Annotated in this window: 18 protein-coding genes; 11 read left to right on the top strand and 7 right to left on the bottom strand. The window is 56.0% G+C overall.

From position 1 onward, the window contains the following. Positions 1-105 precede the first annotated feature (105 nt). Positions 106-1,059, top strand: a complete 954-nt coding sequence (locus ACR0AL_RS19955) for a LuxR C-terminal-related transcriptional regulator (protein ID WP_480649236.1) — start codon at positions 106-108, stop codon at positions 1,057-1,059. 121 nt (positions 1,060-1,180) lie between these two features. Next, a complete protein-coding gene (locus tag ACR0AL_RS19960) occupies positions 1,181-2,173 on the top strand; it encodes an MBL fold metallo-hydrolase (RefSeq protein WP_480664396.1) in 993 nt (330 codons plus the stop codon). 91 nt (positions 2,174-2,264) lie between these two features. On the opposite strand, the gene ACR0AL_RS19965 is transcribed toward ACR0AL_RS19960, so the two are convergent. Both ACR0AL_RS19965 and ACR0AL_RS19970 read right to left on the bottom strand, forming a co-directional pair. Next, positions 2,265-2,402, bottom strand: a complete 138-nt coding sequence (locus tag ACR0AL_RS19965; RefSeq protein WP_170351966.1) for a hypothetical protein — start codon at positions 2,400-2,402, stop codon at positions 2,265-2,267. 55 nt (positions 2,403-2,457) lie between these two features. Continuing rightward, positions 2,458-3,360, bottom strand: coding sequence for a LysR family transcriptional regulator (locus tag ACR0AL_RS19970; RefSeq protein WP_480664398.1), 903 nt, complete (start codon positions 3,358-3,360; stop codon positions 2,458-2,460). Between the two features lie 107 nt (positions 3,361-3,467). Here ACR0AL_RS19970 and ACR0AL_RS19975 point away from each other — a divergent pair, with 107 nt between their 5' ends. From ACR0AL_RS19975 to ACR0AL_RS20000, 6 genes are all read left to right on the top strand, one after another. Then, positions 3,468-4,919: an aldehyde dehydrogenase family protein gene (locus ACR0AL_RS19975; protein WP_480664399.1), complete on the top strand. Its 1,452-nt coding sequence runs from the start codon at positions 3,468-3,470 to the stop codon at positions 4,917-4,919. After that, a complete protein-coding gene (locus tag ACR0AL_RS19980) occupies positions 4,919-5,896 on the top strand; it encodes a membrane dipeptidase (protein ID WP_170533864.1) in 978 nt (325 codons plus the stop codon). The genes ACR0AL_RS19975 and ACR0AL_RS19980 overlap by 1 nt, the downstream gene beginning before the upstream one ends. Positions 5,897-5,910: 14 nt before the next feature. After that, a complete protein-coding gene (locus ACR0AL_RS19985; protein WP_170351970.1) occupies positions 5,911-7,602 on the top strand; it encodes a hypothetical protein in 1,692 nt (563 codons plus the stop codon). Beyond that, positions 7,599-8,249: a DUF3726 domain-containing protein gene (locus ACR0AL_RS19990; protein ID WP_170351971.1), complete on the top strand. Its 651-nt coding sequence runs from the start codon at positions 7,599-7,601 to the stop codon at positions 8,247-8,249. The genes ACR0AL_RS19985 and ACR0AL_RS19990 overlap by 4 nt, the downstream gene beginning before the upstream one ends. Before the next feature lie 52 nt (positions 8,250-8,301). Beyond that, positions 8,302-9,309, top strand: coding sequence for an Ldh family oxidoreductase (locus ACR0AL_RS19995; RefSeq protein ID WP_170352002.1), 1,008 nt, complete (start codon positions 8,302-8,304; stop codon positions 9,307-9,309). A gap of 121 nt (positions 9,310-9,430) precedes the next feature. Further along, entirely contained in the window at positions 9,431-11,257 is a 1,827-nt protein-coding gene (locus ACR0AL_RS20000; protein ID WP_170351972.1) for a BCCT family transporter, read from the top strand. A gap of 200 nt (positions 11,258-11,457) precedes the next feature. Here ACR0AL_RS20000 and ACR0AL_RS20005 read toward each other — a convergent pair whose 3' ends face one another. Further along, the gene (locus tag ACR0AL_RS20005; protein ID WP_170351973.1) at positions 11,458-12,219 is read right to left on the bottom strand and encodes a glycosyltransferase family 2 protein; all 762 of its coding nucleotides are present in this window, start codon (positions 12,217-12,219) and stop codon (positions 11,458-11,460) included. Between the two features lie 188 nt (positions 12,220-12,407). Next, positions 12,408-14,492 (bottom strand): GumC family protein, encoded by a 2,085-nt coding sequence (locus ACR0AL_RS20010; RefSeq protein WP_480649251.1) that lies wholly within the window; start codon positions 14,490-14,492, stop codon positions 12,408-12,410. A gap of 597 nt (positions 14,493-15,089) precedes the next feature. On the opposite strand from ACR0AL_RS20010, the gene ACR0AL_RS20015 reads away from it, so the two are divergent. Continuing rightward, positions 15,090-16,514: a phage head spike fiber domain-containing protein gene (locus tag ACR0AL_RS20015; protein WP_170351975.1), complete on the top strand. Its 1,425-nt coding sequence runs from the start codon at positions 15,090-15,092 to the stop codon at positions 16,512-16,514. Positions 16,515-16,892: 378 nt separating this feature from the next. Beyond that, positions 16,893-18,095: a 3-oxoadipyl-CoA thiolase gene (gene pcaF, locus ACR0AL_RS20020; protein WP_480664400.1), complete on the top strand. Its 1,203-nt coding sequence runs from the start codon at positions 16,893-16,895 to the stop codon at positions 18,093-18,095. Between the two features lie 340 nt (positions 18,096-18,435). On the opposite strand, the gene ACR0AL_RS20025 is transcribed toward pcaF, so the two are convergent. After that, the gene (locus ACR0AL_RS20025) at positions 18,436-19,743 is read right to left on the bottom strand and encodes an aminotransferase class I/II-fold pyridoxal phosphate-dependent enzyme (protein ID WP_480664402.1); all 1,308 of its coding nucleotides are present in this window, start codon (positions 19,741-19,743) and stop codon (positions 18,436-18,438) included. A gap of 95 nt (positions 19,744-19,838) precedes the next feature. Between ACR0AL_RS20025 and ACR0AL_RS20030 the strand changes: the two genes are divergently transcribed. Beyond that, entirely contained in the window at positions 19,839-20,705 is an 867-nt protein-coding gene (locus ACR0AL_RS20030) for a LysR family transcriptional regulator (RefSeq protein WP_170351978.1), read from the top strand. Between the two features lie 162 nt (positions 20,706-20,867). Here ACR0AL_RS20030 and ACR0AL_RS20035 read toward each other — a convergent pair whose 3' ends face one another. Then, complete coding sequence (locus ACR0AL_RS20035; protein ID WP_480664404.1) at positions 20,868-21,725, bottom strand: DUF302 domain-containing protein; 858 nt, start codon at positions 21,723-21,725, stop codon at positions 20,868-20,870. A gap of 16 nt (positions 21,726-21,741) precedes the next feature. Further along, positions 21,742-22,116 (bottom strand): DUF4345 domain-containing protein, encoded by a 375-nt coding sequence (locus tag ACR0AL_RS20040; protein ID WP_480649257.1) that lies wholly within the window; start codon positions 22,114-22,116, stop codon positions 21,742-21,744. Positions 22,117-22,140: the final 24 nt, after the last annotated feature.

The following is a 22,140-nucleotide window of genomic DNA, read 5'->3' on the forward strand; positions in this document are numbered from 1 at the left end:
AATACTCGCGATAAATTTTGAATATCGGGCAAATTCGGGCAAAAATACTGGCAATGTCTGCAAATAGGTTTCATCGGGTAACCTATGTTGCGCTCGGAGGTTGGCTTGAAACCCACAATTTCGCAGGAAACCATCGCCAAATGGCAGCGGATCGTCGATCTGATTGCCCGGGTTGCCGATGTCCCTGCAAGTCTCGTGATGCGGACACATGCGCCTCATCATTCTGTTTTTGTCACAAGCAGAAGTAACAACAACCCCTATGAGGTGGGATGCGGTTTTACCCTGAGTGAGAAACTTTATTGCTATGGCGTTCTGAAACGCGATGGCGAACTGACGGTCGAAAATGCAACCCAAGACCCGGAATGGTGTGACAATGACGACCTAGAACACGGGATGAGTTTCTATATCGGCTATCCGCTCAAATGGCCCGACGGTACGATTTTTGGAACAATTTGCGTTTTGGATTCGCGCCGTAACCAACGCGCAATGCTGTTCCGCGAGGGCCTGCAGGAATTCGCGAGGGTCATAGAATCCGATCTTTCGTTGCTGGTTGAGATTGACCGCCGCACCGCGCTTGAGGCCGAATTGCAAACCACGCTGGATCAACTGGAACAGCGCGTGGCCAACCGGACCGCAGATCTGGAAGAGGCAAATGCCGCGTTGCGGGTATTGCTGAGCAGTGTCGAAACTTCGCGGCAGGAATATGATGCCAAGATTCTAAGTCAGATAAAGGGGTTAGTCGTTCCGCATCTGGCAAAGCTGCGTGGCCGAATGGACAGCGACCCTGCCGGTCGGATTTATCTGGACCTTGCTGAAGAAAGCTTGAAATCCATCACCTCTGAGATGAGTGGGCAACTGACCACGATCTTTGAATCCCTGACACCAACCGAACAGGAAATCGCACAGTTGATCATGCGGGGGCAGACGACCAAGGATATTGCGAGAACGCTGTCACGCGAACCCAGCACGATCGAGTTTCACCGCAACAACATACGCGCAAAGCTTGGTTTGAAACGCAGCGGTAAGAACCTGCGCAGCCTGCTGTTGTCGATCCAGTGAACATGGGGAATCCCCCCATGTTTCCCCCGTAGATTTTCGATGCACTGTTTAATAAACCGGCTTGGTACCCTGTTTCTGTTCCGGCAAAGACCGGAACGAGAGACAACAGGGAATACCAAAAATGGAAAGAGATGACCTGGACCTTAAGCCAACGCTATTGCGTGGTGACAAGGATGAGTTGACGCCGGGCCTGTCGCGGCGGTCCTTTTTTATGGCGGCGGGTGCTGCCGGTGTTGGTGGGGCGGCCTCGCTGCTGACCACGACATCTGCCAAGGCGCAATCCACCGACTGGACACAACCCGGCAACAATAACGGCGTGATCGAATTGCAGAAAACCACAGGACAATCCGTGGATGGGACCGTCGGGATCGACTATTACGGTCACTGCGCCATCAAGATCACATCACCCGGTGGTGCCACCGTTCTGTTCGACCCCTGGCGCGATGACCCTTCGGGTGCGTGGGGGCTGTGGTTCAAGAATGAATTCCCGGAAACGCCGGTCGATATCTGCATGTCCACGCATACGCATTTCGACCATGACGCCATTCACCGTCCAGTTTCGACCATGGTTCTGGACCGGATGGTCGGGAACTTTGAATTCGCCGACATCAAAATCACCGGTTTTGCGGACAAACACGTGTGCCGCGCGCCGGGCTGGTACGACTGGACCAACGCACTGGGCGAGTTCGGAGTGCAAGCTTGCCCGCCGGACAATGTCAGCCACATGGACATGGTGGTTTATCTGATTGAAACCGGCGGCATCCGCACACTGATCTGGGGCGACAACCGGCACGATCCGCCACAGGAATTCTGGGATGCGATTGGCCAGGTTGATGTTCTGACATTGCCCGTCGACGGGTCGCAGCACATTCTGGACTATAAGCAAGGCAACGACATCGTCGAAAAGCTGAAGCCCAAGATCATCATTCCAACGCATTACCTGAGCGAGACCACAAGCTACACGCTGACCACGCTTCAGAATGCGGATGAATGGGTGAAATCGCAAAAAAGCTACAAGATGCTGGATTCGGCCAGCCTGTCTCTCGAATCGGGTGATGTGGCCGGAATGGATCGCGAGTTCCTGTATTTTGGGCACAACGCACACACAGCCTGACCTAGGCAGGCCGGTAGGGCGGTTACCTTCGCGCGGGCCGCCCTGCCACTAACTCACGTAAAGCTGACGCAGCCTCAGGGCGAATTCACCTTCAGCCGTTTAGCCGCCGCTGAACATCTTCGTCGTATTCACCCGCTGCCATCCGCTTGAACGCCCTTTTCCAACCATCCGCCAATTCTGGCATCACCGCCAATTCCTCGGCCTCGGCACGAGTCGCTTTTCTGAGCAACCGGGGCGACACGTTGCGCGGTTAAAACCCGATTTCGTTGTCCAGGGGCGTTTTCTTATCGAAAACAAAGATGCTCTGTTGTCAGAGCTTCGACCGTTTCAATGATGTCCTTCTCCAATTTGCGCGCGGCGGGTGACAGCGCCGATCCCGCTTTGCGCAACAGATGAATGTGGCGCTTTAAGGTCTCATCGGCCAGTGGACGGAACACAAGGTCGCTCGGACCTGAAGAGATTGCGGCCATTTCAGGCAGGATGGTCACGCCAATACCAGCCCTGACCATCCCCAGAATGGAGGTCAGGTTATGGGCCGATAAACGCGATCTGGCGTGTATCTTTTCGGATTCTGGACCCGGAATGCCGTCGGATAAGCTATTGGCGATCAGACGTTCATTCTCCAGCGCTTTCCAGTTGACTGGGCCGGTGCCCGTGGCCAACGGATGATTTGGGGCAACCAGAACGCCGAACCGGTCGGTCAGCAAAAGCTGGCTGTGCAGACTGGACCCGTTGACGCCCAGTGTTGCGATACCGATATCAATTCGACCGCGTGACAATTCATGCAAAACCGATTTTGAATCCATATCGCGCAGGTCGATCCGGACTTTGTCATATGTGTCTATTTTACGGGCAAAAACCTGCGGAATGATTGTGCCAGCCACTGACGGTACTGTGGCAATTCGAACATGTCCCAAACTGGCGTCAGCGAAATTTTCGATGGCCCGTACAGTATTTTCGAAATGCTGAACCTCCTGCTCTGATTGTTCGAGCACAAATTCTCCTAGTGCAGTGAGCTTGTTTTTCCGGTCCGTTTCGAACAGCGGTTCTCCAAGATGGGTTTCCAGCTGTTTCATCATCATCGACACCGCAGAAGGTGTTCGTTTCAGGACCAAAGCCGCGTCCGTCAGGTTGCCGCAACGCGCGACGGCGACAAAGCCACGAAGCAATTCGATTTTGAGTGTCATCCGATCATTTCAACTTATCTGAAGTAATGTTCAATAATTTTAGTTTGATTGATTACCCCAAAGAGGTCCATACCTGATCGATACTTTCTGAATGAGGCGACACAGCTATGGCTGACATCCAAAAGAACCTGATCGCTGGCGAGTGGCTGGCAGGTGAAAGCGAAATCGAAAACCGCAACCCATCTGATCTGAGCGACTTGGTTGGTATGTTTGCTCAGGCCAGCGCCGATCAGCTAGAGACAACGCTGGATCAGGCGCGTGTCGCACAAGCCGAATGGGCGGCTTATGGGCTTGAGCGCAAACAGGCAGTTCTGAACGCCATCGGCAACGAATTGATGTCCCGTGCCGAAGAGCTGGGCACCCTGCTCAGCCGGGAAGAGGGCAAGCCTCTGGCCGAAGGCAAGGGCGAAGTCTATCGCGCCGGTCAGTTCTTTACCTATTACGCTGCTGAATGTCTGCGCCAGATTGGTGAGAACGCTGATTCAGTACGTCCCGACATCGAGGTTGATGTGCGTCGCGAGGCCGTAGGCATTGTCGCCATCATCAGCCCGTGGAACTTCCCCACGGCAACCGCTTCGTGGAAAATCGCTCCGGCGTTGTGTTATGGCAACGCCGTTGTGTGGAAACCTGCCAACATTACGCCCGCCTCGGCGGTGGCCCTAACCGAGATCATCAATCGTCAGGATATCCCTAAGGGTCTGTTCAGTCTTGTGATGGGATCGGGCCGATCAATCGGTCAGCGTCTTGTCGAAAGCCCTAAGGTCAACGCGATTTCTTTCACCGGCTCGGTTCCGGTCGGCAAGGGTATCGCGACGGCGGCCATCCAGAACCTAACCAAAGTTCAGATGGAAATGGGGTCGAAAAACGCTCTGGCCGTTATGGACGACGCCGATCTGGATCTGGCGGTAACGCTGGCCCTTGGCGGGGCGTTCGGTGGCACAGGGCAAAAATGCACGGCCTCCTCCCGCCTCGTGGTTCACGCAGGCATTCACGACGCGTTTGTAGAAAAGCTGGTTGCGGGTGCGCAGGCGATGAAAGTCGGCCACGCGCTGGAGGAAGGGGTTCAGATGGGCCCGGTCGTCAGCCAGCAGCAGTTGGCTGAAAATTTGGCCTATGTCGATCTGGGCAAATCCGAAGGCGCGGAACTGGCTTGTGGCGGGCAGCGTTTGGATATGCCGCATGAAGGCTTTTACATGTCGCCCGGTGTGTTCCTGAGCACGCGCAACGATATGCGCATCAACCGCGAAGAAATGTTCGCGCCACTGACCAGCGTCATCAAGGTTGGCAGCTATGATGAAGCGCTGAGCGTCGTCAATGACACTAATTTCGGCCTGACCTCGGGCGTCGTGACCAAATCGCTGGCTCGGGCCACCCATTTCCGCCGCAACGCGCGCACCGGCGTTGTCACGGTAAACCTGCCCACCGCAGGCACCGATTATCATGTGCCGTTCGGTGGCCGCGGCGACAGCTCTTACGGCCCGCGCGAACAAGGCAAAGCCGCGGCTGAGTTCTACACAACGGTCAAGACCGCCTATATCAGCGCCGGAAAGCCGGATTGATGCTGATCGATTGCCTGCAATACGCCAACTGGTCGGAGAAAATATTCCGTCAATTGCGCGAAGGGGGCGTGGACGCGATCCACGTCACCATCGCCTATCACGAAAACTTCCGCGAAACGGTTCTAAATTTTGAGAAATGGAACCGTTGGTTCGAGAAATACCCCGACCTCATCATGAAAGGCCGCTGGGCCAGCGACATTGACGTGGCCCGAGAAACGGGGCGGACGGCGGTGTTCTTTGGCTTCCAGAACCCCTCGCCCATCGAAGACGATATCGGTCTGGTCGAAATCCTGCACGATCTGGGCGCGCGGTTCATGCAGCTGACCTATAATAACCAGTCATTGCTGGCGACGGGCTGTTACGAGGCCGAAGACACCGGCATCACCCGCATGGGCAAGCAGGTCATCAAAGAGATGAACCGCGTTGGTCTTGTGGTGGACATGAGCCATTCGGCAGATCGTTCAACCATCGAGGCGGCTGAGATTTCCGAACGTCCCATCGCCATCACCCATGCCAATCCGCATGAGTGGTCGCCTGCCCTTCGCAACAAGCGGGACATGGTTATTCGGGCCGTAACAGAAAACGGTGGGATGCTGGGCTTTTCGGTCTACCCTCATCACCTCAAGGACAAATCCGACTGCACGCTTGAGAGTTTCTGCGAAATGATCGCGCGGACTGCGGACAAATACGGCGCTCAGCATTTGGGGATCGGCACCGACCTGTGCCAGGATCAACCCGACAGCATCGTGGAATGGATGCGCGTCGGTCGCTGGACCAAAGAAATTGACTATGGTGAGGGCTCTGCCTCAGCCCCCGGTTTCCCGCCCATGCCAGATTGGTTCCGGGACAATCGCGACTTTGGAAATATCAGGAATGGCTTGGGCCAGACCGGCCTGAACGCCGACGAAATCGCCGGAATAATGGGAGGCAACTGGTATCGCTTCTTTAATGACAACTTCGGGCCGCCGGAAAGCTGAGGAGGCATGGCCGAATGACTGACGTTTCCCAACGCGACCCTAAGCTGGTGATGCGCCTTGCGCGCCTTGGATCGATGCACCAATCGCGCCTATCCTTCATGCGTGTTTTGACACGGCGTCTGGCCCGAGAAAACTGGCGGTTCGAGCAGACTGCTTTCGAGATTGATGAAAACGGCGTCGGCCATGCTGTTTATACAGCGCACGGGCCTGATGCGTCATATTCGTTGATCGCCTATGCCCATGACCTGCCGCCTGAAAAACGGTCTGATCGGGTGATTGCCGAAGCCTGGGACGCCACATTCACATTGTTCGATGGTGTGCCGACTGCGGATGACATCGAACGCCTGTCGCATAATATCCCGGTTCAGGAAGCAGGGCGCGTGACCGGCACAGAACTATCGGTCTCGCGCGCGAACCGGTCGGTGCGCCTGTGGGAGCATGTCGTCAGCGAACTGGCTGGCGGACGCCAGCCGTCCGTCGCGAAAATCGAAGACGTCGGTTACCTGATGCGCACGACAGCCGTTTACGGCTCGGGCAAACTGGGTGCTGCGGATCGTGAGATGATCGCCGACCGCCCCGAATTTCGTGCGCCTTTCCAGGTTGAGATGTTGTCGGTCTATCTGACGCGCTGGTTCGTGACCGATCTGGTGCAATACATGGCAGACCTGCGCGCGGCAAAAGACGGAACCCGCGCGGCGCGGCTGGACCCAGGGATTGCCCGTTCGATTGGCATCGGCAACTCGACAGGTCTGGGCATGGCGCCGTTTCTGCTGAACCACCCGGTGCTGTTCAACAATTGGATGGCCGCCCGCGAACGGGCCATTCAGGCCGTCCGTGCGGTTCAAAAGGCAACCGAGGCTGAAATCACCCTGTTCCGGGAAATGCTGACGCGCAACACGCAGATCGTCGAAACCTGGCATTCGGAACACCCGATCCAGATTGAGAAACTGGCGGCCCTTCGTGGGGATGTCGCCAAGGTTACCGATTATCTGGCCAGTGCCAATCTTGATGCGGATTATCCCTGGAATACGCTTTACACATGGGCCGAGACGAACCTGACCCTGGAAGGGCAGGAATGGATTGCCTCGCTTATTCTGGAACCTTACGGGGACCTGGTAGACGGGTTTGCCGAAAGTATGGCGGCAGATAACACCGCGACCTTCCGGATAGCGGGTGCGATGAAGATCGGCGATTTGCGGACGCTGCTGAAGGACATTTATGGCTGGGCGATCGAGACAGATTGGACCACTCCGGCCAGCAAGGCTCGCGCTTGGTATGTTTCCGAGGAAAAGCTGGAACCGCGCCTAGGTGAACGCTTTGAAGAACCTATAGAGGAATATGAACAGCCTCTGGCCCCCGGGCGGGATGCCGCAATGTTGTATCAGGCTCTGGCTCATTGGTCGGACGAGGCACAGGTTGCGGATTTTCTTCTGCGCCACCCTGAACACCGCCACGTCCTGCGTCGGGTCCAGATCGTAGGTCGCGCACCCTATGCTGAAATTCGGGACAATACGATCTCGGATCGAGTACTTCCCATCGACATGTTGCGTTGCAAGCTGTCCTTCTTTGGCGCGACCAAGTTTGATCCTCGCTCGGACCGCTGGGTTCGGATCTGCATGTATGGGAATGCTCCCCTGCCCTACGAATTGGCTTCTGAAAACGCCGATTTCTGGGTATTCCCCGAACTTGAAGAGGCCGTGGCATGAGCCATTCGTTGAATGAAATCGAAGCCATGAGCAAACGCGCCGCGCGCGGTGCCGGCCTGTCATGGGGGCTGGCCGAAGAGGCGGCCAAAGGCACGCGCTGGCTGTCGGCTTTCGGGTTCTCGGGGGCTGGGATGTTGGCCGATCTGCTGGAAATGAACGACCGCATTCCATCGATTGACGTGTCGCCCGTCTCTCTTAGCGCCGAAGTATGGCATGCTCCCACACGGCGTATGAGTCCGCTGATCGCCGGGGCATCGCTGAGCGATTGTGCCGTGCGGCTGATGAATCGGGGATCGATCACCATGGAGAACGTCAGCCTGCCCCTGTTGGCAGTGCCGTTCATGGGCGGTGCCGCGTTGCGTCTGGGCGTGCCGGTTTCTGCCGAATGGCAGGGGGCCCGCTTGGCCACCGACGGACGACAGGTTTGCGTACAAGCAACGCCCGATGCGCTTGAGGCGCGCCACGCAAACAAGCTGGTCTTTTCCGCGCCCGCCGAAATGACCGGGCGTCGTGAACCGGTGCTGCGCGCCGATGTGTCAGAGGAAAACTGGAACAGGCTCAGCGGCTTTGCCCATCGCACGTTCGCCCCCGCAACCGAGGAAAGCCGTTTGCGCGGCGCCGGTGCGGGATTGAGCGACAACGACTGAAATGCGGCTCCTGCACCGGGGCGCTTACAACTCTTACGAACGGGAATATATGATGATCGCCACTGAAACCCTGTCACTGTCCGAGATTGAAGACCTGGCCTTTCGCGCGCTTGTCAAAGCCGGAACATCCGAGGAAAACGCGCGTCCTTTGGCGGTCGCCACTGCAATGACCGAAGCGGATGGGGTGGCGTCACACGGGTTGGCTTATATTCCGATCTACGCTCAGCATGTCGAATGTGGCAAGGTGGACGGCACTGCAAAACCGGTGGTCACACAGCCTCGCCCTGCCGTTGTCACAGTGGATGCCGCCACTGGCTTTGCCCATAGTGCTATTGATTTGGGGTTCGAGAAACTGATCCCGCTAGCGCGTGAACAAGGCGTTGCAGTTCTGGCTGTCAACAACTCGTATAATTGCGGTGTTCTGGGCGTGCATACACAGCGGTTGGCGCAGGCCGGGCTGCTTGGGATCGGATTTACCAATGCCCCTGCCTCGATTGCCCCGTCGGGTGGCGCGAAACCCGTTGTCGGCACCAATCCATTTTCGATTTCCGCCCCCGATGCCGATGGCAATGCCGCGCTGCTGATCGATCAGTCCGCCAGCACAATTGCCAAGAGCGAGGTGATGAAGCACGCCCGCGAAGGCAAATCTGTGCCCGAAGGCTGGGTGCTGGACGCCAATGGCCAACCCACCACCGACCCCGAGGCTGGTCTGAAAGGCTCGATGGTGCCATCGGGCGGTTACAAGGGTGTCGGCATTGCCCTGACCGTCGAACTGATGGCTGCTGCGATGGCGGGTGCGACGTTGGGTTCCGTGGCCAGCCCATTCTCGGGTACGGCTGGTGGCCCGCCGAAAACCGGTCAATTCTTTATTGCCATTGACCCACAGGCGACTTCGGGCGGGCTGTTTCAGGACAAGCTGGCCGCTCTTATCGAGTCGGTCCGCTCGCAAGACGGTGCCCGCCTGCCAGGCGACGGTCGCAAGACATACAGAGAAGGGGCTGCAAAGGAAGGTGTCGCAGTGAACGCTGCCCTTCTTGAAAAGATCCGTGCGCTTTTGTGACGCGAAAGGGCAATAAACGGACGGAGAATAACAAACTGATATGCGCACCCCCTATAGATTTGGCGGGAATGGCGCACTTCGAAAAATAAAAAAGGCCATTTACCGACAAGGGAGAACAGAGATGTCGATAAAGGAACCGTTTACGGACTTAGAAATAAAGACCGCGGATGATGGTTTTTATGAGAACTACAGCGTCCCGATTGCGCTGATAAGCAAGGCGATCATGGTTGCTCTGGTGCTTTGGGCTTTGGTCTTTCCGGCCAATGCCAACGGCACCCTGGGCAGCTGGAACGGCAAATTACTGGAGAGCTTCAACGGCTTTTACGTCATCATCGTGGGCTTTTTCTTTTTGTTTCTGGCGGTGGTGGCCATCCTTCCGGGCACCGGTAAGCGTGTCATGGGCACACCCGGAGAAAAGCCCGAGTTTTCGAACTTTTCGTGGTTCTCGATGATGTTCGGGGCCGGTCTTGGCGTGGGCCTGATGGTGTTTGCAACGGCCGAACCGTTGGGGTTGTGGGGCTCAAACCCCGTTGTGGTTGCCGGGGATGTTCCGGGCAATGAACCCGAGGCGATCCAATCGGCCTATCGCTATACGTTCCTGCACTATGGTTTTCACGCCTGGGCGATCTATGTGGTGACGGGCCTGTCTCTGGCCTACTACGCCTATACGCGTAACATGCCACTGACGATCCGCGCGGCGCTGACGCCGCTGTTCGGCAAGCTGATGAACGGTTTTCTTGGTCATGTGGTTGACGTTTTGGGCGTGGTTGCGACCATCCTGGGTGTTTCGGTCACCATTGGTTTTGGTGTCAGCCAGTTTATCGACGGGGTCTATGCGATCACCGGTATGCAATGGGTAATGGACCTGAGCGGAGACGTTCCGGCACCATCCAAGGTGGGCTTGATCGCGGGTCTGGTCGTTATCATGGCACTTTCGATCATTTCGGCGGTTTCGGGTGTCGGCCGCGGGGTTAAGTATCTATCAAACCTGAACCTTGTGTTGTCGATTATCCTGCTGGGAACTTTTGTGGTGTTCGGCTCGTTTGTCTTTGCAATGACCACCTATGGTTCGGCGATGGTCGACTATATCTTCCACTTCATCTCGCTGAGCTTTGGCGCCTATGGGCCGCTGTCGGCAGAAGCTTTTGCTGCAGCACTGCCCGCAGAAGCACAGGCCCATGCGGCAGACCTGATGGGGGGTGCTACCAACGCCTGGGGCAGCTTTGACGGCTTCAAGAGCGGTCTGGAAGGTGCAGCAGCTGAACTGGACGAAGCAACTCTGGCCGCAGCTTATGCAGCCGGTGAACAGGGCCGTCAGTTTGGTTGGCAGTCGGGCTGGACCACGTTCTATTGGGCTTGGTGGATCGCGTTCTCGCCGTTCGTTGGCTTGTTCCTGGCACGCATCTCAAAGGGTCGTACCGTGCGTGAGTTCATCCTGGGTTGCGTGTTCGCACCGGCATTGGTGTGCTTTGCCTGGATGACAGTCCTGGGCGGCACCGCGATCGATCTGGAACTGGCAGGCGCGGCCGAGGGCGCGATCATTGGGGCGTCGAACACCAACAAGCTGTTCGTGACTTTGTCCTACATGATCGACGGTGGGTTGTTGTCAATGCTGAACGTCATGTGCGTGATCCTGATCATGACCTTCCTGGTTACCTCTGCGGACTCCGGGATTTTGGTGATGAACACAATCATGTCGGGTGGCAGTCAGGAGACCGGCGTCAAACATCGCATCATTTGGGGTGTGATTCTGACCGCCGTAATCGGTGCGCTGATCTTGGCAGCGGGTGAGAACAACCCGATGGACGCATTGCGCAATGCGATGATCATCGGCGCGCTGCCGTTCACTATGGTGATGGGTTTGATGTGTATTTCTCTGGCCAAGGCGCTTTATCGCGACGGGCAGCGGGACAGGCACGAAGACGCCGGAACACAGGCAGCTGAATAACCTAAGCCAATAAACCAATCAGCAACGCCGCCCCCTAGGGCGGCGTTTTTTTTGCGTCTGTCCAGCTCTTATTATGGGTCTGGAACTATCGTAAATTTGCGGTGGGTTCAGTATCGACAGGGCTGCGTAGGTCGCCCGCGTGGACCTAGACGTGGTCAACCAAATCACTTTGCCCGCCCCGAAGCATGAGCTGTGCAAGCCTAGTTTGATCTCAGCTTATTCATAAATAGCTGCGGCACCTTCCGCGCGTTTTTCATGATCAGAGTGGGCGCACCGCCAACCTGATTGCGCCGGATTGCCTTATAATCTTCCGTCGATTTCCTGAAAATTCGACGGACGCTGCCGTTGCTGGCCCCGCCAAGGCGCATCTTGGCCAAAACTTCCGGAAGATAGGCTGCTGAAATGCGGCCCTGGCCGAAATAACGCAGTATGCTGTCATAATCTGCTGAAATCTGGAAGCTGTCATCATAACCACCCCACCGCGTGATGACATCGCGTTTGATAAATAAGCTCGGATGTGGTGGCATCCATCCACGTTTCAGATTGTGCGGGCCATAGGGTCCAGAAACCCAATGGCGCACCACCTTGTTGGTATCCCGCGCGGACACATATTCCAGATCACCATAGACCGCGTCTGCGCCGGTTTCCTCAAAGACCTGTGCAACACGATTCAAAACCTCTGCATGTGCAAAAAAGTCATCAGAATGCAGCAACCCGACCACATCACCGGTTGCTCGGTCCGTGGCGCGGTTCAGTGCGTCGTAAAGGCCCCGATCTGTTTCACTGACCAGCCGCATACGCGGATCGTTTCGGGCATTGAGCAGCTCTAGCGTGCCATCACTAGAGCCTCCGTCCTGAACCACATGTTCGTAGTTGTCGTAGGTTTGTGTATCCAGGCTTTGCAAGGCATCTGGAAGGGTGGCCGCACGGTTCCAAACTGCTGTAAGGATAGAAAATTTCATGCATAATTCCAAAGAATAACAAACGTGAATATCAATCTTTCACAACGTCGTAACCGCAGCGTACTTAGCCTTGCTGAGGTTCGACCAGAAAGCGAGGCTGGTTACCTTTTTGCATCCCCGCAATGATCCGTCCTGCCAGCAACGACTGAAACGTCAATCGCACGTTAAACCAAGACGTTTTGACAGCCTTAATCGCTGTAATATTTGGACGCATATCTTCCGTAGGAATATCCGTAATGCTTGGCGCTTTGGACATTGATCTGACCCAGAATAAGACCGGTTAAGCGCTGATTATCGGTGTGGAACAGGCGCATTGCCTCGGTGATGTCTTGCGCGGATGTGTCATTCCACTTGATGGTCAGCAGCACCGCATCCGCATTGCGTGCAATCAGGCGTGCGTCGGATACCAGCAATGTTGGCGGCGTGTCGATCAGTATGACGTCATAGAGCTTGCGCATGTCGTCCAGAAAAACCTTGAACCGTTCTGATGCAAATAGGTCCGCCGCATTCACCGAGGTCTCTTCACCAGCCAGAATATCGCAGTTCAGCAACGGGTCCTGAAAGATGACCTCTTGTGGCGTGGCGTCCCCGGACAGAACCGACACGATCCCTTTTTGGGGTGCGCCCTTGAGCTGCGCTGTCATGGTCAGGCGTCGGATATCGCCTTCGACCAGCAAGACCTTTTTGCCGATACCGACAAAGTTCTGGGCCAACGCCAGTGAATTTGTCGTCTTCCCCTCGCCCGGCAGCGATGAGGTCATAACCACAACTTGTGGCGGGCGGTCCACGTTGGACAGCATCAGCGAAGTTCTCAGGTTGCGCACCGCCTCGGCCGTGGCAGAGGACGGCTTGTCGGCCAGATATTCCAGAACCTTGCGGCGCCCGCGTGCAGGAAAGATCGGGATCTGACCCAAAACGCTGTAGCCGGTCTTGCGTTCCAAATCCTGCGCAGAGCGATAGCCTTTGCGTCGCGCTTCAGCCAACAAGACGAACCCGCCGCCCAGCATGAGGCCCAGTATGGCCGAGAGCATTAGCATTCGGGATTTTCGGGGCGAAGTCGGGATGCTGGGAATAACGGCGCGTGACAATTGCCGACTATCCGCCTTTTGAATCCCTTCCTGCGCCGATGTCTCTTTCAGCCGTGCCAGAAAATACTCATAAAGCAGCCGAACCGCTTCGGCCTCACGCACCAATTGCTGCAGCGTAATCAGGTCCGCATTCTGCTGCGCGATCTTTTGCCCAAGGTCTTCTGCCGATTGTGTCAGGGCCTGAACCTGCTGCGTCGACCGCCGCACTTCAAGCGCTGTGCGCGCGAGAAGGCGTTGAAAAGCGGTGTCAAAGACTGTCTCGCCCGTACCGGAATCCTCGATTTGCGTGAAAAGACGTTGCAACTGCGGGTCCTGGCTGGCTTCAGCCTGAGCCGCGCGGTTGTCTGCGGAAGACAGTGCGTCATACCGGGACTGTGCCGTGACACGGGTTGCCTCGGCAGATACACGACGTTCACGAAGATCTTTCAATTGCACTTCCTGCAACTGTAGAGCTTCGGGTGAGATCAGCGCAGTCGTCCCATTGAAGTCGCTGACTTTTGCCTCAGCCGTTTCCAATTCGACTTGCAGCTCGGCCACACGGTCGGTCAGCCACGCCGTCGCCTGTTCGGTGGCCTCAAACTTTACCTCGATCTGGTTCAGTACGTATAGTTCGACGATCGTGTCGGCTATCAGAGCTGACTTGCGTGCCGATTCCGTCTCGACCGTAACTTCGAACACCAAGCTTTGCGGCACGATTTTGACCGAGAGCTTCTTGAGCAGGGCAGTAATCACGCTGTCCCGGGTTTTCTGCTGGGTCAATTCCTCGGCCACCTGCTCGGGGTCGCTTCCGGCGCCAAGCACTAATTTGACGAACTGTTTGACTCCATCGAGTGCCGAGTCCGGCAGAAGATCGGAATTGAACTCGGGATCAGAAACGAGGTCCAGCTTGTCCACGACCTTGCCTATCAGGCCGCGGGACTGCAGCACTTCCAATTCGGAATTGACTTCAGCGGTGTCTCCGGCCAGACCGCCCACTACGCTTTGAAGGTCAACCACGCTGGCTTGATCGGTTTCCAGCATGACCACCGCAGTCGACCTGTATAGTGGCACGGCGACGACAAAGGCGTAATACCCTCCGATCAAAATGGCTATGGCGGTGGCCAGGGCAATGATCCACTTTCCACGCCATAATGTGCCTATCAAAACTCCTAAATCGACCACGTCATCTTCTGGCGCGTCACCCATTGGTGACCGGCTCGAATTGAACTGTGCTTCGTGTATTGGAGATTGCTTCATATCAAATAATTTATCCCAAATGCCGGATACACGCGAAACGCGTTTGAAGCCGCTCTCTACAAGGTTCCAGCGCATAAATAAAGGCCCGCCCGTATGCCAAACTGCCAGTTCAAAAAGCCGCGGTGAAAACCACCTTGCCCCTGCATTTCATGACTGCTGTTTGGGTCGGTTCAAACCAGGCTTCTAGCCACTTCCCCCTTATCTGACTATGGGCGCATGACTTCCGATCAACCCGTACGGTCGCCTAATTAAAAATCAATAATCTTAGAAAATTATTCCGGGTGAAGAACGATCAAGTCTCAACCCATGACTGAATGCTAACGTCATGCATCAAGTGAGAATGAGTACCCGCAAAGCCCGGGTTTCTGAACACGCAGCTACGGAAATCTGAGGGCAAATTGGCATCTCATCCAATGAAGTCGCACCAATCCAATAAGTTGGAGATCAACAGAATGTCCCGCGCAGTAATTGCCAGCAAGGCTGAACCAGCCTTTGTCAATCAACCCAGGCATCAAACAACCGATGAAGTGAAAGGGGTTGTTAATAATGATTAATCTTGGCCTTTCCATCACATCATTGGCGACGCGCAATGGTCCTGGCGGTATTAAAAACTTGAACCCGTCGCTTTGGCTCGACCCCGCCGATATGCGCTCACTGTTTCAGAACTGGGCAGGGACGATGCCCATACTGGGTCCGGGTCAACCGGTGGGGTTGATGCTGGATAAATCGAACGATCTTAAACCTGGCCCTGACGCTGTCACGGACGGGGGGTTAAACGATGGTGAGGCTCATTGGAATACGAACGGTGATGCAACCATTTCAAACGGACAAGTGCGCATCCACTCACCCGATGGGTCGTATTCAAACGTCGTGCAGACTGATATTTTAACGGTCGGAGAATGGTACCGACTAGAATATACAGTGACCGCATATGGCTTTGGTGGCCTGTCTATCAGCGGTGTGACGGGCAACCCGCCCTTGCCTACCACAATAGGCCGGCACAGCGTTATTATACAATCGAAGGTAGAATACCTTAGCATCAAGCGGCGATCGGGACCGACGGATATAACCATTGCTGATATAGCGGCCCGTAGCATTCCCGGATACCACGCCGCGCAGAAATTTAATGACGACCAGCGCCCTTTTCTTGCCCGGCACCCGATGAGTGGGATCAGGAACTTGATGGACAACTCTGCGAGTTTCGCAGGGTGGAACGATAGTGCTGGATCTCTTACTGCGACTGCACTGGGATTGCCAGAAATAGAGATGGTGAAACTGGCCGCGAGGGTCGGCCAAAGTGGTCTGACATTTGTTGCCCTGCCTTCGGCTGTCCAAGCCAAACAGACTGTTACATTCTCTGTTGTCGCCTCGGCGGCGGAATATCCAATCCTGCACTTTATCGGTGGCGACGGGTTTGCTGCGTCGCGCGCGGCCTTCGAAGTCGATTTGACGACGGGCGCAATCCTGTCCGGTTCAGCTTATGTTGAAAGCCTTGGCAGCGGTCTTTTCCGGGTATCCACACAATTGGACTACAACGGCACGGGCAACAAAAACCTCTATCTTCGACCCCGAGAGGAAATGGGGGTCGATGTTCTGGGGGATGGTGTGAAGGGCATTCTGCTTGCACAGGCTCAGCTTGAAATCGGATCCGCACCGACACCGTACCAGAACCGTATCAATCAGTATGACGTCACTGAATCTGGACAGCGCGCTTTCTGGTATCTTTCGAATGATCAAATTGACGACGAACTTGTCGTTGAGTTCCCTGACCTGGGATCGGACGTCACTGAATTTTGGGCAGATGAGAACGGGGTCACGATCCGTGGCGGCCAGCTCATCGGGGCGGGTAACAGGGTGGTGCCGGGTGGTGCGTCTCTTTATGCCTATGGCGCAATTGGACGCGCATTGTCAGGACCGGAAACGGAACAATTGCGGAAATTTCTTGAGCTGAGGGCGGCGGTCAGGAGTTAAAGCGCAAACTGGTACTCTACGATGAGTGGATTTGCTTAGAAATCACCTCTTGCGGTTGACCGCAGGAGGTATTCCGCCAAACCGAAACCAATGCGCGGGTTTAAACTCGGGCCATGGTTGGGCGAATTGCTGTCCGCTGATTGGCCAGGTCTGGGATCGGTCAGCGCTCTTGTTTGTCGGCCGAAACAAGACAAGTGCAGCCGAATGTCAGACGGCCGCGCCACCTCTCTATGTAATCGAATGACCAGCCCAGAAATTCTGGACAAGTTAAATTTCGGATTTCCCATTTTTTTCAAACTGTTTTTAAATACTCTCGAGCCTACGTTTCGAACGACCCGTTTCCCATGTCGCCACGGCTCATGCAGGAAAGTGAACTCAATGACCGAAGCCTATATCTGCGATTATACACGAACGCCGATCGGCCGTTTTGGTGGTACTCTGGCCCCGGTACGCCCTGACGATTTGGGCGCGGTTCCTATACGTGCCTTGATGGCGCGCAATCCACGCGTTGACTGGGATGCTGTCGATGACGTGATATTCGGTTGCGCCAACCAGGCCGGTGAAGATAATCGCAACGTGGCGCGCATGTCATTGCTGCTTGCGGGCATGCCTGTGGCTGTCCCCGGTACGACCATTAACCGCCTGTGTGGGTCCAGTATGGATGCTGTGATCAATGCCGCGCGGGCGATCCGCTGTGGTGATGCCGACCTGGTGGTCGCTGGCGGGGTTGAGAGCATGTCGCGCGCACCCTTTGTTATGCCCAAGGCCGAAAGCGCCTTTTCACGAGCGAATGCTGTTTATGACACCACCATTGGCTGGCGTTTTATCAACCCGGTGATCAAGTCACAGTACGGTGTCGACTCCATGCCGGAAACTGCTGAGAACGTCGCCGAGGATTTCAATGTGACGCGTGACGCGCAGGACGCATTCGCGCTTCGCAGTCAAGAGCGCGCGGCCAAAGCTATCGCGTCGGGTCGGCTGGCACAGGAAATTACTCCGGTCGAACTGCCGCAGCGAAAAGGCGATCCAGTTCTGTTTGCAACCGATGAGCATCCCCGCAGCACGACGCTGGAAAAATTGACCAACCTGCCCGCGCCTTTCCGTAATGGTGGAACAGTCACGGCTGGCAACGCCTCGGGCGTCAATGACGGGGCTGCCGCGCTGATCATCGCCTCGGCTGAGGCCGCCAGGACATACGGACTGACCCCGATGGCCCGCATCGTTGGCGGGGCGTCGGCGGGTGTGGCACCTCGGATTATGGGTATCGGTCCGATCCCGGCCACGCAAAAGCTGTGCGCCCGTTTGGGCCTGAATCCCGAAGACTTCGACGTGGTTGAACTGAATGAGGCTTTTGCCGCGCAAGGTATCGCAGTTCTGCGCGCCCTAGGTCTGGCCGAGGATAGCGCGCATGTGAATCCAAATGGCGGAGCCATTGCTTTAGGGCACCCGCTGGGCATGACCGGGGCCCGGATCGCTGGAACGGCGGCACTGGAGCTGTCGTTAGGTGGTCACAAACGCGCGCTGGCCACCATGTGCGTTGGTGTTGGTCAGGGTATCGCCATCGCGCTGGAAGCCGTCTGATCGATTTACGAAAGCTCGGTAGAGCTGAGGACGTAGGAAAAACTGGCCGATGGAGGTTTCAATGCAGGTGCCCGGTGCGTAACTCCTTTGCCTCAGCCTCGGGGCGATCCAACGCTAAATAGATGTTTCAAAATGAAATTGCGCCGGAGCCTTTCGACTCTGGCGCAACCATGTTTCCAGATTATTGCGTCACTATTGGATGCCCATAAGCATCTTCGGGAGGAACAGTGACAATTCCGGAAGGAAGGTAACCAAAAGCATTCGCCGCAAGCCGATCGGACCAACGAGACGCGAACTTTCTTGACGTTCGCCAAGAATGCACAAATGTCCGCTTTCTGTCTCAGTGAACAAAGCAGAGAGTGTCAAAGTTTCGCCTCCAAGACGCCACCTCTTCTCCAACATTTTCGCCGTTGAGACCGCGTTTAATTAGCGCGGCAAGCTGACCTGCATCGGCCGTCGTAATGCCCCAACGGACCAGTTCTGGCGTGCCAATGCGCAATCCGTTCATATCGCCGTCAACCACGGCCAATGGCAGTCCGATGCCGCAAGCTAGAAACCCATTCGGGCGCAGCTTTTTCGACGCCGCCTGACCGCCTCCAAAGGGTTCGGCCAATACGGCGAACTGGTGGGAGTTCGTAAAGCCTTCGGCCCCAGCAAAGACCGGAACGCCCTCTCTGTCCAATGCGGTCGCCAATGCTTGCGACATTGCGATCATCCCCCTGGCATAGGCTTCCCCAAAGTCCCTCCAATCCAGCATGGTCACCGCAAGAGCGGCCGTCTTCGCAGCATCGAAGTTGGCAGTCATCCCGGGGAACGCGATGGCATCCAGCGCCTTTGCGATCTCGGCATCGTTGGTGACGATCAGTCCCCCGGCCGGTCCCCCAAGGCTTTTGTAGGTACTCATCGTCATGAAATGCGCGCCTTCCTTCAGCGGGTTCGACCACGCCCGCCCCGCTATGATCCCGCATTGGTGGGCAGCGTCGAACATGACCTTAGCGCCGACTTCGTCCGCGATGGTACGAATGTCGGCCACAGGGTGCTCAAACAGGTTCAGACTGCCGCCGATGGTGATCAGCTTGGGTCGTTCGGCCAGGACCAATGCGCGAAGCTGATCCAGATCGACCGTGTAGCCATCCTTGTTTACGGGAGCCTCGACCGTGCGCAGGCCATAAAGCCCCGCACAGCCCGCGATATGGTGCGTCACATGCCCACCAATCGACGCGGGCGGAGCGATAATCGTGTCACCCGGTTTGCAGGTCGCCATGAAGCCATACAGGTTGGCAATCGCGCCAGAGGGCACGCGGACCTCTGCGAAACTGGCATCGAACACCTCTGCGCAAAGCTGGGCGGTGATAACCTCGATTTCTTCGATCGCCTCCAATCCCATTTCATACTTGTCACCAGGATAGCCCAAGGACGGACGCGATCCGATACCTGACGACAAGAGCGCCTCTGCCTTGGGGTTCATAACATTGGTCGCCGGATTGAGGTTGAAGCATTCTTCCTCGTGGATCACACGGTTCCGCTCGGCGAGTGTCTGAACCCGGGCCAGAAGATCGGCCGAGGACGTGGACGCAGCCTTGTTGGCAATGCCCTGAACCAGAGTTTCACTCGTTATGGGAACCCAGTTTCGTTGTGCAAGTGTCATACGCCATCCTCCTGTTTGCACCAATCTGGCGCCTTGAGCGTGACAGCGCAAAGCAGATTTGCTATTTCTGGGCGTAGAAAATCTAAGGCTAAGAAATGAGCGTCGCCCCCAAACGCCCGAAGGGCCCACCGCTGAACGCCATGCGGGCATTTGAAGCTGCTGCGCGACATGTGAGTTTTGTTGCGGCTGCGGATGAGCTTTGCGTCACTCCCGGCGCGATCTCTCAGCATATCAAGACGTTGGAAGATTGGGCAGGCATGTCACTCTTTCGCCGTAACGCCCAAGGGGTGGAGTTGACGAAGGCCGGAGCATCGCTGGTCTCAAGGTTCACATCTGCCTTTGACGCGTTGGCGGATGCAACGCGCGCCTTGCGCAACCTTGGTCCGGACGTGGATTTTCACATCGCAGCCCTTCCTTCCGTCGCTCAGCTTTGGTTGCCGAAAAGACTGAGCAAGGTCAGAGCGCAATTGCCCATGATCAACTTCTCGGTCACCGCCATGGAAACCCCGCCGAGCCTGTCGAGAGAACTGTTCGATTTGGCGATTTTCTTCGATGTGCCCGATGGATCGCCCGATCAGGTCTCAATTTGTGCCGATGAGATTGTACCGGTGTGCGCACCCGCGCTTCTTGAACGGGTCGTAGACTTCGAGACAACGACGCTTCTGCACGACCAGACATGGGCAGATGACTGGGCCGTTTGGTCAAAGGCGACATCCACGCCCACAAGCGATCCGATACACGGTCCGAAGTTTTCCCTCTACAGCCTTGCCGTGGAAGAGGCCAAAGCCGGTGCCGGCGTCTTGATCGGGCACCTGTGCCTGATCGAAGAAGCGCTCGCGAACGGTTCGCTGAAACGTACCAGCGAGCGTACCTGCCATACGGGGCGTCATTTGTGCGCTCGACTGCCCGAAGACTCGAGGCGAAGACCCGAAACTGATCAAGTCGTTTCGCTGCTTTACTAGAAGTTCCCAAGGCCCCCATTCGAGCGTGGTGCAGCATTTCGTAGGTTTGGGCTCGCACCGGCCTTTCTCTGCGATGTGTCCCAAGAGGAAGAAGAGCCCAAAGCGGACGACGAAAAGATGGCCAATCGGTAACGGGTTTCTAGTGCGTTTTCCAAACAGCGGCTACTCAATTGCCGTGCGAAATGTTGCGGTAAGCCGTTTGTTCAATCCGTGATGAGGTTCGGCTGAAAAACCGTAGTGCAACTCCGCGAGGGCAGCGATGTCATTGAAAATGACTACGGAGCCGCCTTCTTCATTCGCGTAAACCAAAAGTTTTTGGCAAAAGGCATCCAAACCAATTGCCGGAAAGCCCGCCATAGCTATGCCACCGGGTGCTGGTCCGCCGAACAGTAAGAGAACTGCATCCGGCAGTTCCACCCCTAGTTGGGATGCTCCGGTCGCAAAATCGATTTCCCCAAACCAGACAGTATCGTCCTGTCCCATCACAGCTGTCCTGAGACGTTCGACTGCCTCTGGTACGCTGAGCTGAGATCGCAGTTCGATGACCCCATAGTCGGCAAACAACCCGTTGGTCGGCGCTGGTGTTGCATCCAAGTCGTTTAGAACTTCGAGCATCTTGCTCTGAAATACACGCACCGAAGACGCGTCCGTGAGCCCATGCCGGATTTTGAGAAACTGGGAGTCCGTGTAGGTAATCTGCGGGCGATCATCCTGATCGAAGGAAAGAACACGAAAAGGAAGGTCCAAACCTGCTCGCACGGTCTCTTTCAGAATGGGTGTGTTTATCTCAGGATCAGAGAAAATGAGCACACGAGACGCGGGCATTTCTACGCCTTCGGCTTTAGCCAGACGCGAGTGGTCTATCGATGCGATTGGAGTAGGTCCCGCCTCGTCAACGGCAATCTCAAGCTCTAAAAAATTTTTGTCCACCGCAGCCTGGACAGATGACGATTGTGCCAGACCGGATGTCGAAACCGACGCAGTTGTAATCATCGAGAGAACAAAGAAAAACCTCAGCACTTTGACACTTCCTGTTTCATTGTACTTTTCTCAGGGAAACCGCCGCAAGAGCTGCAAAAGCTATCTCGGCCGCAAGATAAAATAGAAGTAACCCGTTTGGAACTCCATCGATAAGAATGCTTAGCATGCGTCCAACGGCCAGTCCCGACATAAACAAAAAAAGTACCCACAGCGCGGGGCGTTGTAATTCTGGTTTCGAAGCGGCCGCCAACCAAAACAACGCGTTTGCCAGGTAAAGACCCATAATCGCGCGGAACACGTGGGTTTGGTTGGTCCCTTCCACCGGAAATCCCAGCAAAGCTGGGACCGAACTGCCGGGCATCAGACCGTATGATAACGCGATTGGCACGAGGCCAACGGCCGCAAGCAGAAGGACTAATCTAGCACTCATGGAGGACTCCTTCTCGTAGAGGTT

It is taken from the genome of Ruegeria sp. BB1, from assembly GCF_056539465.1.